The organism is Sphingomonas pituitosa NBRC 102491 (assembly GCF_001598435.1).
GTDB lineage: Bacteria > Pseudomonadota > Alphaproteobacteria > Sphingomonadales > Sphingomonadaceae > Sphingomonas > Sphingomonas pituitosa.
This window is the reverse complement of sequence record NZ_BCYY01000002.1, coordinates 474,207-489,340: the sequence shown is the minus strand read 5'-3', so window position 1 is coordinate 489,340 and position 15,134 is coordinate 474,207. Positions and strand designations below refer to the sequence as shown.

At 67.7% G+C, this 15,134-nt stretch carries 7 protein-coding genes; 5 read left to right on the top strand and 2 right to left on the bottom strand.

Annotated features, from left to right (window positions below; translation table 11 throughout):
* Window positions 1–6: 6 nt before the first annotated feature.
* Together SPI01S_RS04660 and SPI01S_RS04655 are read right to left on the bottom strand one after the other, a co-directional pair.
* On the bottom strand, window positions 7–2,745 hold the full coding sequence (locus SPI01S_RS04660; protein ID WP_066718794.1) for a DUF5695 domain-containing protein: 2,739 nt from the start codon (window positions 2,743–2,745) through the stop codon (window positions 7–9).
* A gap of 8 nt (window positions 2,746–2,753) precedes the next feature.
* The gene (locus SPI01S_RS04655; RefSeq protein ID WP_066718791.1) at window positions 2,754–5,144 is read right to left on the bottom strand and encodes a S9 family peptidase; all 2,391 of its coding nucleotides are present in this window, start codon (window positions 5,142–5,144) and stop codon (window positions 2,754–2,756) included.
* A 151-nt stretch (window positions 5,145–5,295) separates the two neighbouring features.
* Here SPI01S_RS04655 and SPI01S_RS04650 point away from each other — a divergent pair, with 151 nt between their 5' ends.
* From SPI01S_RS04650 to SPI01S_RS04630, 5 genes are all read left to right on the top strand, one after another.
* Window positions 5,296–7,665, top strand: coding sequence for a glycoside hydrolase family 127 protein (locus tag SPI01S_RS04650; RefSeq protein WP_066718787.1), 2,370 nt, complete (start codon window positions 5,296–5,298; stop codon window positions 7,663–7,665).
* Entirely contained in the window at window positions 7,662–8,705 is a 1,044-nt protein-coding gene (locus SPI01S_RS04645) for an Ldh family oxidoreductase (RefSeq protein WP_066718784.1), read from the top strand. The genes SPI01S_RS04650 and SPI01S_RS04645 overlap by 4 nt, the downstream gene beginning before the upstream one ends.
* Window positions 8,702–10,453 (top strand): DUF885 domain-containing protein, encoded by a 1,752-nt coding sequence (locus SPI01S_RS04640; RefSeq protein WP_066718781.1) that lies wholly within the window; start codon window positions 8,702–8,704, stop codon window positions 10,451–10,453. The genes SPI01S_RS04645 and SPI01S_RS04640 overlap by 4 nt, the downstream gene beginning before the upstream one ends.
* Before the next feature lie 317 nt (window positions 10,454–10,770).
* Window positions 10,771–13,488 (top strand): TonB-dependent receptor, encoded by a 2,718-nt coding sequence (locus tag SPI01S_RS04635; RefSeq protein WP_169804457.1) that lies wholly within the window; start codon window positions 10,771–10,773, stop codon window positions 13,486–13,488.
* Between the two features lie 63 nt (window positions 13,489–13,551).
* Window positions 13,552–15,132, top strand: a complete 1,581-nt coding sequence (locus SPI01S_RS04630; protein ID WP_157084554.1) for a family 43 glycosylhydrolase — start codon at window positions 13,552–13,554, stop codon at window positions 15,130–15,132.
* The last annotated feature ends 2 nt before the right edge of the window (window positions 15,133–15,134 follow it).

The following is a 15,134-nucleotide window of genomic DNA, read 5'->3' as shown; positions in this document are numbered from 1 at the left end:
CGGCCGTCACGCCGGCAGCAAGCGGACGGTGACCGTGCCTCCTTCGAGCGGCACGGTCGTCGCACCGCGCTCGGAGGTCCCGCCATCGACTCGATAGGGGCGCCCGGCGGTGGTCTTCTCCAGCCTGATGCGTGCCTGCGGCGTCATGGCGCTGCGGGGATCCAGGGCCAGCGTCACCGCGCCCGTCGCGGGGGCATAGCGCGCAGAGGCGATCTTGCCGGCCTCCAGCGTGATCCAAAGACCCGCCGGGGCGACGAACAGGCGGCTTCGTGCGCCGTCCTTCGGCGCTATGGTCACCGCGTCCGGCGCGACCCGCACATTGCCGCCATAGCCCAGCCAGCCGAAGCTCGGGTCCTTCACCAGATAGGTCGCCGCGCCATAGGCATGGGCGAAATAGCCCGAGCCATAGTCGCCGGTATAGGGATCCCACTCCATCCGGTCCGGCCAGCTGTGGAAGGCGGCCGATCCGAATCCGTCACGGTCGATATTGGTGATGCCGCCCATCAGCCCGCCATAGGCGACGCGCAGCAGGTGGAGGTCGCCGGGATCGGCGCGGAACGCCTCGAACAGCGGCAGGGCGTTGTTGGTGGAGCCGTAATGATGGATCTGCCGCTCGATGCGGGGGTACTTGCCGCCATAGAGGAAGTCCCAGTAGCGCCGGGCATTGCCGTTATAGCCCCAGTGCGGGATCAGCGGATCATAGCCGAGGATCACCTCCACGGTCTGCGCCGCCTGCTTGCCATGGCCGAAATAGCGCAGCCACGAATAGACTTCGGGCTGGCCGGTCGAGTCCCACGCCATCTCGCTCCCGAAAGGGTAGGGCAGGCTGTGCCAGTGATCGGCGCGGCTCTTCATCAGCGCTTCGATCTGGGCGGCGCCGTCGGTGATGCCCTCGCGCTTCAGGTCCGCCAGGATGTCGACGAAGACCTCGCCCTCCATCTGGCCGAACTGGGTATAGTAGGGCGCATCGCGCATCATCGCGACGATCGTCAGCCGCGCATGGTCGAGATACCAGCGCCAGTCGTGATGCGTGACGAGCCCCGGATGGTTGCGCGCCAGCCGGTACAGCGTCCAGTAGCCCAGCGCGACGTGCGGATAGTTGAACGAGCGGCCGAGATCGCCCGCGTCCTTCTTCGACCAGCTGGTCCAGCTCTTCCAGTTGCTGTCCGCGTCGTAATAGCTGGGCAGGCCTTCCGGATCATAGTAGAACAGGCTTTTCTTCACCGCGCCGATATGCTCGCCCTTCGCGACCTGCAGCGTGCCGAAGATCGTCTTGTCGACCAGCGTCTCCAGCCGCTCCACTTCGGCGGGATCGGGATTGTCGAGCTGCTTCATGATCGCGGCGATCCAGCCGCCGGCGCCGCCTTCGTCGCTCATGCCCGCGATCCACACGCGCGGCTCCTGGGTCAGGATCTTGCCCGCCTCGCGGTCATAGCTGAGGATGGCGGGCGACCGGCCGAATGGATCCTTGGGATCATCATACCATTGCCGGGTGGTCGTGAAGCGGCCGAGATCGGCCATTACCTGCTCCAGCGGCTTGGTGACGAAATACTGGATCGTCTGCGTCGTGCCGTCGGCATAGGTGAGGGTGAGGCGGGCGCGTCCCCAGCCGGTGCCGCGCACCGCATAGCGCCGCCAGCCGTTCACCACGCCCGCTGCCGTCACCGTCAACGCGCCCGCGGGGGCGACGTCCACCTTGGCGACGGGCTGCCCATATTTCAGGAAGAGCGAGGCATCGAGGTCGCTCGGCACGACATAGCCGGGCACGCCCAGCGCCACCGGCCGCCCCTGCGCGACGAGCGCGGACTGGATGCCGCGGATCGATGGCGCCTGCACCAGCCGAACGCCGATCGTGCGGGCCTCGCCGGGGGCGAGGGTGAAACTGGTGGCGGGGTTCCACTGCTCGCCCGCCTTGCGCCATTCCTGCTCGACAAAGCCCTTGGAAGCGACCGTCCAGTCGTAAAAGCCTTCCGAGACCTGGCTGCGCTGGCTCTTGTCGGTGAAGATCGCCAGCGGTTCGCGCGGGTTCTTCAGCGGCGCGTAATTCTCCAGCGGCGTCTTGCCGTCGGGCAGCACCAGCAGGGCCGGGCCCTTGCCGTTCAGCCGGGTGACCTGGAGATAGCCGGCGTCGCGGCCGATATAGGGATCGACGAAGCTGGCCTCGGCATGCGCCGTCTCCAGGGTGCGATCCTGGATGATGTTGTCGAACACCATCGGCATGCCCAGCCCGCCGATCTCGACCGGCGCGCTCGACGTGTTGACCAGCCGGAAGCGCAGCACCGGCACGCCGGCGGCATCGACCCAGCGCCGCTCGACGCGCAGCGGCAAGCCGTCGCCCATGCTCGCGGTGATGTCCGCTGCGGCGAACACGCCGGGGCTCAGCGGCAGGGACCGGATCGGCCTGCGGGTGCGGGCGGAGGCGAAGTCGCGCCAGGTGCCGCCTCCGGTGCGCAGCCGCAGGTTGAGGTCGCCGACATGGTTATAGCCGTCGCCCTGCCGCTCCGCCTCGCGGCCGCCGGGCACGAAGTCGAACGCCGGATCCGCGGCGGGCGACAGGCGGGCGAGCGTACCGGTATCGCTGCGCAGGGCGAGCAGGAAGGCGCCGACGCGCACCGGCGTGGTGCGGATTGGCGGATAGACCGGCTTGGCCGCAGGCTGTTCCTGCGCGACCAGCGGTGCGGCCAAGGGAAGGGCGCTGACCCCGCCGAGCGCGGCGGCGGCAAGGAGCAGGCGGGCAGGACGCATCGGGGACCTCATTGTTCGGGGCGCAGCACCGGCAGCTCTTCGTGCCAGGCGGGCGTGTCGAAGTTGACGTCGGCGGGCGGAGCCTCGCCGAGCAGATTGCGGACGAAATAGTCGCGGAACTTGCGCCAGAAGAAGGGCTGGTAGACCGCATGCGTCGTGTTGGGCAGCACCACCATGTCGACGTCGCGGCCGGCCCAGATCAGCGCCGTGGCGAGCTGGAAGCTTTCGGTGATCGGCACATTGTCGTCGATGTCGCCATGGATCAGCAGCAGCTTGGCGCCGAGATTGGGCGCGGCGACCATGTTCGAGTTGCGTGCCCAGTCGTTGGGGCTCGCCGGACCCATGGTCACTTCGGGCCACCAGGCCTTGTCCAGCCGAAGGTCATGGTTGCCCGAGGAGGCAACGCCCACCTTGAAGAAGCCGGGGCGACGGATCACGAAGCGGGCGGTATCATATCCCCCCGCCGAGCCGCCGAACACGCCGACGCGGGAAAGGTCGAACTGCGGGTAGCGCTCGGCCATCTGGCGGATCAGCGCGATGTGATCGTCCAGCCCGACTTCGCCCAGATTCTGGTAGGCGTGCATGCGGAAGTCGCGGCCCCGGCGGGAGGTGCCGCGCCCGTCGATCATCACCACGATCGCGCCGAGCTGCGCTACGCTGGAACCGGCCGAACCGACCGTGGCGTTCCAGCTTTCCGGAACCTGGGTGGTGGTGGGGCCGGTATAGACATTGTCGATCACCGGATAGCGGCGGTTCGGGTCGAACGACGCGGGCCGATAGATCATGCCGTAGATCGGCGTCCTGCCGTCCGCCGCCACGCCCTGGAACGGCTCCGGCATGCGATAGCCGCTGGCGAGCAGCGCGCTCGGGTCTGCGCGGCCCAGTTCCGCCAGGATGCGTCCGTCAACGGCGCTGCGGACGACCGTGCGGGTCGGCTGGGCGGGCGTCGACATGGCATCGAGGAAGATCTTGCCGTCGGGCGAGACCTGGACGTCGTGATTCACCGGCTCGGGCGTCAGCAGCACCGGCTGTTCGCCGTGGGTGCCGACCCGGTAGAGCGCGGTGTAATAGGGGTTGCGATCCTTCTCCCGGCCGACGCCATCGATCAGGATCGCGCCTGCCGCGGCATCGACATGCTGGATGCCGATGACTTCCCATTCGCCACGCGTCAGCGGGATTCCGCCTTCGGGTGCGTCGGGGCGAACCAGGAAGAGCTGCGCCCAGCCGCTGCGCTCCGACACGACCAGCTCGCCGCCCAGCTCGGGGGCGGGGCGCAGGAAGCTGGAGACGACGGAGACGTTGGGCGTCAGCGCCTCGCGTGCCACCACGGTCGCGGCGCCGGTCTCCGGATCGGCCTGGTAGACCGCGAGCTGCTTGTAGCCCCGCTCGGTCCACTGCGCGCGGACCTTGCCGTCCACCCAGTTCATGTCCGGATCGGCCGGGTAGAGGATGGATTCGCTCGGGATGTCGAGCTTCACCGGGCGCGCCTTGCGGCGGCGCAGCGCCTCCTCGACATCGACGACATAGCGCGTCGCCTGGGGCAGCTTCTCCGCGCCGGCGAGCGGATAGACGTAGCGGAAGGTGCGCGGATAGATGCTGCCCGGCGGCGTCGCCTGGACGATGCCCAGCCGGATCACGTCGCGCGTGTCCAGCCGCCAGGTGAGGATGCGCTTGCTGTCCGGCGACCAGCGGATCGAGACCGGCATGGTCGGGTCCTCGGTCCCCTGCGCCAGGATGTCGGCGAGCTGGGGAATGCCGCGGCCATAAGGCTGGTCGCGGGTGCCGTCTTCGGTGAGCGCCACTTCGCGGCCGGTGCGCACCTCCACCGCGTAGAGATTGAAGTCGCGCGCGACGATGCGGAAGCGGCCGTCCGGCGACAGGGCTTCCTCGCCGTCTGCCGCGCCTTTGTCCGCTGCGGAGAGGCTGCCGTCCGCCGACCAGGTCCAGCGCTTGCCGAACGCGCTGAAGGAGAGCGCCGCGCCTTCGATCTTCGGATCCTCGATCGGCAGCGCGGCCGGCTTGAGCGGCTTGCCCGTCACCCCGGAAAGCGCCGCCGCGATGGCGGCTTCCTGCGCGATCGGGCGGGACTGGGCAGTGGCGGTATCGTAATAGGCCACCGTCCGCTCGCCGTCGCGGCCGTGGCGATAGAGAATGCCCGCGCCGTCGGTAGTGAAGGTGGCACGAAGGTTACGATCGACGATCAGCTTCGCCAGCCCATCGCCAAGATACCGATCCGCCAGCGCATAGCGGGCTTCGACGGTGGCCGACGACCCGCCCGTCTGCGCGGTTGCGGCGAACGGCGCCGCCAGTGCCAGCGCAGCGACCGCTATGCCGAAGCGTGCGGCACGCGCTTTTCGCAAGCGCCCTATGGTGCTGCCGGTCCGGTACGATACAAGCATGTGCAATCCCCCTTGCCGGGTCGATAGACCATGCACGATGCGGAGCGTCAAGGATATTATACGGTATATAATGACCGGGGAACTGCCATTGGTCGCTTGACCCACCGGCAGGAGCTTCGTAGATCGTATACGATTGTTTGAGGGGAACGCCATGCGTCGTACACGTCGGGAAATTCTGGCCAGCGCCGGCAGCGCATTGTTGGCTGCAGGCACCGCACCGACCTTTGCGCACGCGGCGGATGCAGGCGCGCTGCCGCGAAAGCCGGAGCCGCTGCCGCTCACTGCGATCCGGCTGCGCCCCTCGGATTATGCGACGGCGGTGCAGGTCAACCATCGCTACCTGCTTCGTCTCGATCCGGATCGTCTCCTCCACAATTTCCGCAAATATGCCGGGCTGGCGCCCAAGGGCGCGCTGTATGGCGGGTGGGAGAGCGATACGATCGCGGGACACACGCTTGGCCACTATCTGTCGGGGCTGGTGCTGACCTGGCAGCAGACCGGCGATGCCGAAATGCGCCGCCGGGCCGACTATATCGTCGCGGAACTGGCCGAGGCGCAGGCGAAGCGCGGTACCGGCTATGTCGGCGCGCTGGGGCGGAAGGGCGCGGACGGCAAGATCCTCGACGGCGAGGCGATCTTCCCGGAGATCATGCGGGGCGAGATCAAGTCTGGCGGGTTCGATCTCAATGGCTCCTGGTCACCGCTCTACACCGTGCACAAGCTGTTCGCGGGGCTGCTCGACGTCCATGCCGGCTGGGGCAACGCCCAGGCGCTGCAGGTGACGCTGGGCCTCGGCGCCTATTTCGAGAAGGTGTTCGCCGCGCTCGACGATGCGCAGATGCAGCAGATGCTCGGCTGCGAATACGGCGGCCTCAACGAAAGCTATGCGGAGCTCTATGCCCGCACCCGCGATGCACGCTGGATGGTGGTCGCCAAGCGGCTGTACGACAATCGCGTGCTCGATCCCTTGAAGGCGCGCGAGGACAAGCTCGCCAATTTCCACGCCAACACCCAGGTGCCGAAGCTGATCGGCCTGGCGCGTATCCATGAACTGACCGGCGACCCCGCCGACGCCACTGCGGCGCGCTTCTTCTGGGAGCGGGTGACGCAGCACCACAGCTTCGTCATCGGCGGCAATGCGGACCGCGAGTATTTCGCCGCGCCGGACAGCATCGCCCAGCACATCACCGACCAGACGTGCGAGCATTGCAACACCTACAACATGCTCAAGCTGACCAGCCACCTGTTCGCCTGGCAGCCGGACGGCGCGCTGTTCGACTATTATGAGCGCGCGCACCTCAATCACGTGATGGCCCAGCAGAACCCGAAGACCGGCGGCTTCACCTACATGACGCCGCTGATGAGCGGCGCCGAACGCGGTTTCTCCACCACGGAAGACGACGCCTTCTGGTGCTGCGTCGGATCGGGCATGGAAAGCCATGCCAAGCATGGCGAGGCGGCGTTCTGGGAAGGCGAGGGTGCGTTCCTGGTCAACCTCTACATCCCGGCGGAGATCGCCTGGAAGGCGCGCGGCGCCAAGCTGGTGCTCGACACCGCCTATCCGCTCGAAGGCACGGCGACGCTGACGCTGGCGAGCCTCGCCAAGCCAGGCCGCTTCCCGCTGGCGCTGCGCGTGCCGGGGTGGGCGACGGGCAAGGCGATCGTGACGGTGAACGGCAAGCCGGCGGGGGCGACCTTCGACCGCGGCTATGCGATCGTCACGCGCAGCTGGAAGGCCGGCGACGCCGTGGCGATCACGCTGCCGTTGGCGCTGCGGCTGGAGCCGACGCCGGGAGACGACAGCGTGGTCGCGGTGCTGCGCGGCCCGATGGTGCTGGCCGCCGACATGGGGCCGAACGCGCCAGAGCCGTGGAACGGCGCCGACCCGGCACTGGTCGGGCAGGACCTGCTCGCCGCCTTCGCGCCGACCGCGGAACCGGCGGTCTACGCGACCAGGGGCGTGGTGCGCCCCGGCGACATGCGCTTCGTGCCCTTCTACCGGCAATATGAGCGGCGCAGCGCCGTCTATTTCAAGCGGTTCAGCGAAGCCCAGTGGAAGACCGAGGAGGCGACGTTCCTCGCCGAACAGGCGCGGTTGAAGGACGTCGCCGCGCGCTCGGTGGACGTGATGCACCTGGGCGAGATGCAGCCCGAGCGTGATCACGACCTGCAATCGGCGATCTCCTATCCCGTATCCTATCGCGGGCGGCAGGGACGGGACGCGCGGTCGGGCGGCTGGTTCGACTTCGCGCTCAAGACGCGCGAGGGGCCGCTGGTGCTGCAGGCAAGCTATTGGGGCGGCGAGCGCGACCGGGACTTCGACATCCTGGTCGACGGGGTGAAGGTCGCGACCCAGCATCTCAGCGAAAGCGATCGCCCGGGCAAGTTCTTCGACGTGGAATATCCGCTGCCCGAGGCGCTGACCAAGGGCAAGAAGAGCGTCCGCGTCCGCTTCGTGCCGCATGACCGCAACACCGCCGGGCCGGTGTTCGGCGTCGTGCTGTTCACCGCCAAGTCGTGAGCGAAGGGGACGGGCAGCAGGGCGTCGCGCTGACGCTGGACGAAGTGCGTTCGCTCGCCCGGCGGGTGCTGCGCGCGGCCGGGCTCGCGGGCGACCATGCCGACGCCGTCGCCGAGACGATGGTGGCGGGCGAGCGCGGCGGGTGTGCGTCGCACGGCATCTACCGGCTGCTGGTCGCCGCCAACACGATCGCCAAGGGCAAGGTAGTGCGCGACGCCGTGCCGGTACTCACCGAGCCCGCCCGGGCGCTGGCCAGGGTGGACGGCGGCGGCGGATTTGCGCAGCTTGCCTTCGAAACGGGCAAGCCAGTGCTGGTCGCCAAGGCACGCGCCTGTGGCATCGCCGCGCTGGCGCTGAACCATGTCGTCCACTTCGCGGCGCTTTGGCCCGAGGTGGAGGCGCTGGCCGCCGAGGGACTGGTCGCGCTGGCCTTCACCCCCAGCCATGCCTGGGTGGCGCCCGCCGGCGGCACCCGGCCGGTGTTCGGCACCAACCCGATCGCGTTCGGCTGGCCACGGGCCGCCCCGAACCCGCCCTTCGTCTTCGATTTCGCCACCAGCATGGTCGCGCGCGGCGAAATCGAGCTGCACCGCCGCGCCGGCCGTGCCGTGCCCGAGGACTGGGGCATCGATGCCGAAGGGCAGCCGACCACCGATCCGGCCGCGATCCTCGACGGCGCGATGCGCACCTTTGGCGGACACAAGGGATCGGCACTGGCGGCGATGGTGGAGCTGGTCGCCGGGCCGCTGATCGGCGACCTGACCAGCGTCGAATCGATCGCTGCGGATGGCGGGGCAGGGGCCTCCCCGCTCGGTGGCGAGCTGATCGTCGCGATAGACCCCGCCGGTTTCCTGGGCGATGCCGTTGCCGAGCATCTCGTCCGCGCGGAATCGATGTTCTCGGCCATCGAGGCGCAGGGCGCGCGGCTGCCCTCGTCGCGTCGCTATGCCGCCCGCGCGCGCAGCCTTGCCGAAGGCGTGCGCATCCCCGAACCCCTCTATGCCGATATCCTGGCGCTGGAAGCGAGCCTTACCGCATGAAACCGATCCTTCTCCTCTCCGCCGCCCTGCTCGCCACCGCCGCTTCGCCCGCGCCGAAGCCGGCCCGCCCGGTCAGCGCCGACGCGAAGCTCAAGGCGATCATCGATGTGGAGTACAAGTGGCGCACCACCCAGCAGGGGCCGGGCGAGGACAGCCCCGCCGCGCAGGGCGGGCTGCCCGATGTCGGCCCGGCGGCGCAGGCGGCGCGGCTGGCGCGCTGGACGGCGGTGTCGCGCCAGCTGGCGGCGATCGATCCGGCGAAGCTCAGCCCCAAGGGGCGGATCGACTATCTGGTCTACAAGGGGCAGATCGATGCGTTGCTCGCCGAACAGCGCTTTCGCGACTATGAAAAGCCGCTCAATTCCGACAGCAGCTTCTGGAGCGACGTCGCCGGGTCGGCACGCGACGCCTTTGTCCGCGAGGACCAGTACCGCGCCTATATCAGGACGCTGCGGGACCTGCCGCGCTATTTCGACCAGAACATCGCCAATATGCGCGCCGGCCTCGCGCGCGGGTTCACGCCGCCCAGCGTGACGCTCACCGGCCGCGACATCGGCGTGGCGCAAGTGGTGGAGGCCCCGCTCGAGGAGAACCTGTTCTACACGCCGTTCAAGAAGTTTCCCGGCGCCATCCCCGCCGCCGTGCAGGCGGAGCTGCGCCGCGAGGGAGCGGCGGCGATCCGCGAGGCGGTCGTCCCGGCGCACCGCAAGCTGCTCGACTTCCTGCGCAAGGACTATATCCCCGGCGCGCGCACCGCGCTGGCGGCGATCGAGCTGCCCGACGGCAGGGCCTATTACCAGTCGAAGATCCGCGAATATGTGACGCGCGACATGACCGCCGAGCAGGTCCACGCCGTGGGCGTGCGCGAGGTGGCGAAGATCCGCGCGGAAATGCTGCAGGTGAAGGCCGCGGCGAAGTTCGATGGCGACCTGCCGGCCTTTCTCAACTTCCTGCGCACCGATCCGCAATTTTACGCCAGGACGCCGCAGGAGCTGCTGTACCATGCCGCCTGGGCCGCCAAGCAGTTCGATGGCAAGGCAGGGCAGTATTTCGGCCGCCTGCCGCGCCGCCGCTTCGCCATTGTGCCGGTGCCGGACGATCTCGCCCCCTTCTATACCGGCGGACGCGGCGGCCCCGGCGTCTATCTGGTCAACACCTATGACCTGAAGTCACGGCCCTTCTACCAGCTGACCGCGCTGACCCTGCACGAAAGCGCGCCGGGCCACGCCTTCCAGATGCCGCTGGCGAACGAGAACAAGGACCTGCCGCCGTTCCGGCGCGACACCTATCTCTCGGCCTATGGCGAGGGCTGGGCGCTCTACTCGGAGAAGCTGGGCGTCGAGATGGGCATGTACGAGACGCCGTACGACCAGTTCGGCATGCTCAGCTACCAGATGTGGCGCGCCGCGCGGCTGGTGGTGGATACCGGGATCCACGCCATGGGCTGGACCCGCGAGCAGGCGCAGGCCTTCCTCCGCGACAATACCGCGCTCAGCAATCACGAGATCGAGACCGAGGTGGATCGGTACATCGCCTGGCCGGGCCAGGCGCTGAGCTACTATATGGGCGAACTGGCGTTCCTGGACGCCCGCGCACGTGCCGAGAAGGCGCTGGGGCCGAAGTTCAACATCCGCGCATGGCACGATGCGATGCTCCAACTCGGGTCGGTGCCGCTGACGGTGATCGACCAGCGCACCGACCAGTTCATCCGCGAAGGCGGCAAGGGCCCCTATCCCGACGAGGAATGAACGGCAGGCGTGCCAGATATAGGCAAGGCAGGGACGGCAAGGGCAGAACTACTGCCCTTGCCGTTTTCGCATTCGCAGCAACGCGCCCCGCGACGGGTCGCGTGGGTGTTGCAACTTGGCGACAGTCTGCTGGCGATCGTGCGCAACCAACATGCGCTCGCTTTTGCCGGAGCATTACAAACTTGCTACACATACCGTATACGATATAAGAATGTCCCAGGGCCGGGGGAATGGACCTGAGGCCGCTTCAGGGGGCGATCAAGATGCGCAAGTGCGGGCTTTACTGTCGGACTAGTGGTTTGGCGTTGGTTCTGGCGATGCCGTTGGTCGCCTCTGCAGCCCCTGCGTTCGCGCAGGATCGGGCCGCGCCGGAGGAAAACGCCGAGCCGAAGAAGGACGACCAGGTCGTCATCACCGGCGTCCGCGGCAGCATCACCGATGCGCGGAACCGGAAGCGCAAGGCCAAGCAGATCGTGGACTCGGTGGTCGCAGAGGATGTCGGCAAGCTGCCCGACAACAATGTGCCCGAAGCGCTGGCGCGCGTGCCCGGGGTGCAGATCGACCGGGTGCACGGCGAGGGCTCCAGCGTCACCATCCGCGGCCTGGGCGACGTGCAGACCACGATCAACGGTACGGAGGCCGGTTCGGCCGGCTCGCGCGCGCTGAGCCTGTCGGACATCCCGGCCGAGCTGCTCAAATCGGTGGAAGTCTACAAGACCCGCAGCGCCGACCAGCCCGAGGGCGGCATCGCCGGCACGGTGAACGTCGAGCTGCGACGCCCCCTCGATCTTCGCAAGGGCTGGACGCTGGCCGGCAGCTTCCGCGAGACCTTCTCCGATCTGGGCAACACCAAGAGCCCCTATGCCAGCGTGCTGGTGGGCAAGCGCTTCGAGACGCCGATCGGCGAGATGGGGCTGCTGCTCAACGGCTCCTACACGCGCAACACCTACAACGAGAACTTCATCGCCGCGGAATCGCCCTACGCGGTGCCTGCCGATACCACGGCGGGGCGCAGCCTGCCCGCGGCGCTGCAGGGCACGATCGTGCCCTATGCGATCACCTATGGCGTGGAGTCCGGCGCGATCAAGCGCCCCTCGCTCAACGCCGCCTGGCAGTGGCGGGCCAGCGACAAGCTCGATTTCGTGCTGGAGGGCGCCTATCTCGGCGCGCGCGAGACGGCGAACCAGGATTATCTGAAGATCGTCACCAACGACGGCGGCGGCACCTATTCCAACGTCGTGACCAACAGTGACGGCACCATCCGCTCGCTGACGTCCAACAACCCGAACGGCGTGAACGGCGGGCCGCTATCGATCTACACCAAGCGCGACAGCGATACCTATAACGCCAATTTCGAGACGCACTGGAATGGCGGGCATGTCCGCATCGATTTCGGCGCGCAGTATAACTGGAGCGATTCCACCAACTATTTCGTGCAGCAGCAATATCGGCTGAGCGGCGCGACGGCGGTGAACGTGGACTTCAATTCGCCCAACGTTCCCGGCGGCGGGCCGTTCGTGAGCTACCCCGGCGTGGATATCGCCAATGCCGCCAACTACAAGCTGTTCCAGGTCCACGACCAGAACGGCGACAACCATGACACGTTCTTCGCCGGCAAGCTCGATTTCACCGTGGAGGCCAGCACCACCGGGCTGCTGCGCACCTTCCGCTTCGGTACGCGCTTCACCAAGCGGACGATGAACTTCATCTATGGTTATCGGGACGCCTTCTATTTCAACGTCGCGAACGCGCCGACGCTCCAGTCCGTCAGCTCGGCGCTCGGAATCGGCCTGGCGACGACCCGCCCGGACACGCGCGGTGCGGGGCAGATCCCGACCTGGAACCATTTCGACAACGCGCAATATTTCGACCGGTTCAGCGCGGTGCGCCAGTATCTGCTGACCAGCGGCGCAGATCTGCAGGGCCGCGACTGGACCAGCGCCACGCCCGGCGGCAATGATCCGGGTCAGGGCTTTGCCGAGACCGAGCGGACCTTCGCGGCCTATGGCGAGGCCAATTACGGTTTCGACGTCGGCTTCCCGGTCGATGGCGCGCTTGGCCTGCGCTATGTCAACACCTGGGGCCAGGCGGCCAGCACCCAGTATAACTGGCTGCTCGGCCCGAACGGCAAGATCGATCCCAGCTTCACGCTGGTGATGACGCAGGTGCCGAGCAAGGCGAACTATGTGGACCTGCTGCCCAGCGCCACGGCGATCCTGCACTTCTCCAGCAAGCTGCAGCTGCGCCTGTCCTATACCCACAATGTGCAGCGCCCGGAATTCTTCGCGATGCGCAACTTCAAGGAACTGCGCGACGCGGTGGCCAATCCGACCGGAACGGTCTATGCTGGCAACCCGGACCTGAAGGCGGTCCAGGAAAACAATTACGATGCCTCGCTCGAATATTATTTCGGGAAGAGCGGCATGGTTTCCCTTGGCACCTTCCTCAAGAACCAGACCGGGTTTATCTATTCTACTCGCAGCCCGGAACTGGTGCCGGAACTCGGGAGCGTTCATCCGGTGGAAAAGCCGCGGAACGCAGGCCCGGGCAAGATCTTCGGCCTCGAAGGCCAGGTGAACGTCTTCTTCGACTTCCTGCCCGGCATCGCCAAGCATTTCGGCATCAATGCCAACGCGACCTACATCCCGGTCGGCCAGTTGCACCTCTATCCGGACGACCAGGTGCCGAACGTGCCCGGCGTATTCCAGCCGCCCTTTACGTCCAAATATACCGGCAACGTCGCGCTGATCTACGACACGCCGGTGCTCAGCGCCCGCGTTGCCTACAACTACCGGTCGAGCTTCAAGACCAACATCAACTATGTCGACCCGGGCTATTCGGTCTACAACAAGGCGACGTCGCGGCTGGACGCGGCGGTGAACGTCACGCCGTTCAAGTTCGTCACGTTCAGCCTGGAGGCGACGAACCTGCTCAAGAACAACACCTATTCCTATTTCGGCGCGTTCCAGTCGCTGCCTGTCGGCGTGCGCGAACAGGCGCGCACCGTCCAGCTCAGCACGCGCGTCCGCTTCTGAGACCCACGACTGCCCGGGGCGCGGCCCTGCCGTTCCCCGGGGCTTTTCCGTTCAGGATAGATGATGCTGCGTTTCTCGACCAAAGCCTGGCTGCTCGCCGCCGCCGCCCTTTCCGTCCCGGCCGCGAAGGCGCAGCAGGGCCCGGCGGCGCCGCTCGCCGTGCACGCGACGGCGAACCCGATCGTGGCGGACGGCAGCCTCTATTCCGCCGATCCCGCGCCGCTGGCGGTGGGAGACACCTTCTACATCGTCACCGGACGCGACGAGGCGCGGCGTGACGAAGCGGGCTTCGTGATGCACGAATGGGCGCTGCTGACGAGCAAGGATCCCGCGTCCGGCAACTGGACGCTCCATCCCCATTTCCTGCGCCCCGACCAGCTCTTCGCCTGGGCGAGCGACAGCGCCGCCTGGGCCGCGCAGATGGTGCAGGGCGCCGACAAGCGCTTCTACCTCTATGCCCCGGTCGAGCAGCGCGACTGCAAGGACCGCGACTGCATGGGCATCGGCGTCGCCGTTGCCGACAGCCCGCTCGGGCCCTGGCGCGACTGGCATCCGGAAGGGCCGATCCTGTCGCAGCGCCTGCCGGTGGAAAACAACATCCAGAACATCGACCCGACGGTGGCGCTGGGCCCGGACGGCGCGGCGTATATTTACTGGGGCACCTTCGGCCAGCTGCGCGGCGCGCGGCTGGGGGCGGACATGAAGACGGTCGGGGCGCCCGTAACGGTGACGACGCTTACCGGCTTCTTCGAGGCGCCGTGGCTCTTCGAGCGGAAGGGCACCTGGTACATGGTCTATGCGGCCAACCATGCCGGGCCGCAATCGCCCTGCACCCAGGCGGTCTACCATGCCTGCCAGGCCTATGGCACCGCGCCGACGCCGCTCGGCCCCTGGACCTATCGCGGGGTGATCCTCGATCCCGTTTCCTCGACCACGTCCCACCAGGGCATGGTGCCGTTCAAGGGCCAGTGGTACATGGCCTATCACACTGCCGACGCGAAGCTGGGCGGCCATTTCCGCCGCAGCGTCGCCATCGATCGGGTGGAATGGGACGACAGCGTCTCGCCGGCCGCGATCCGCAAGGTGGTGCAGACCCGGGCGCCGGCGAACCGCACGCCCACGCCCAACGTGGCCCGCATCGCGCACCCCACCGCGTTCAACGTGCCGATTCCGCTGCAATATCGGCTGGCGGCGCTGAACGACGGCGTGGTCTATCCAGCACCACTCCCGCCCGACATGTGGGGAAGCTGGAACGGGCGCGGGGACGTGGCGCAGGGCTGGGTGCAATATCGCTGGGACCAGCCGGTCACGATCAGCGGCGTGCGCGTGAAGTTCTGGGGTGACCGCCCGGCCGGTTCGGGCGAGGGCGTTGCCCCGCCACGCGGCTGGCATCTGGAAGTGGGGGACGGCGGGCACTGGCGCCGGCTCGCGACTTCGGCCGCACCTGCCGCAAGCACCGACGCGCCCGTCGCGCTGCGCTTCCAGCCTGTCACCACCCGGTGTCTCCGACTGGTGCTCGACGCCTCGACCGACGGCAAGAGCTATGCCGCCTTCGGCATCGAGGAATGGGAAGTGCTGTCGTCCAGGCCGGTCGTGCCGCCGCCGAGCCCGCCCGTTCCGGCAGGCACGGGGCGCTGCGCATAAGG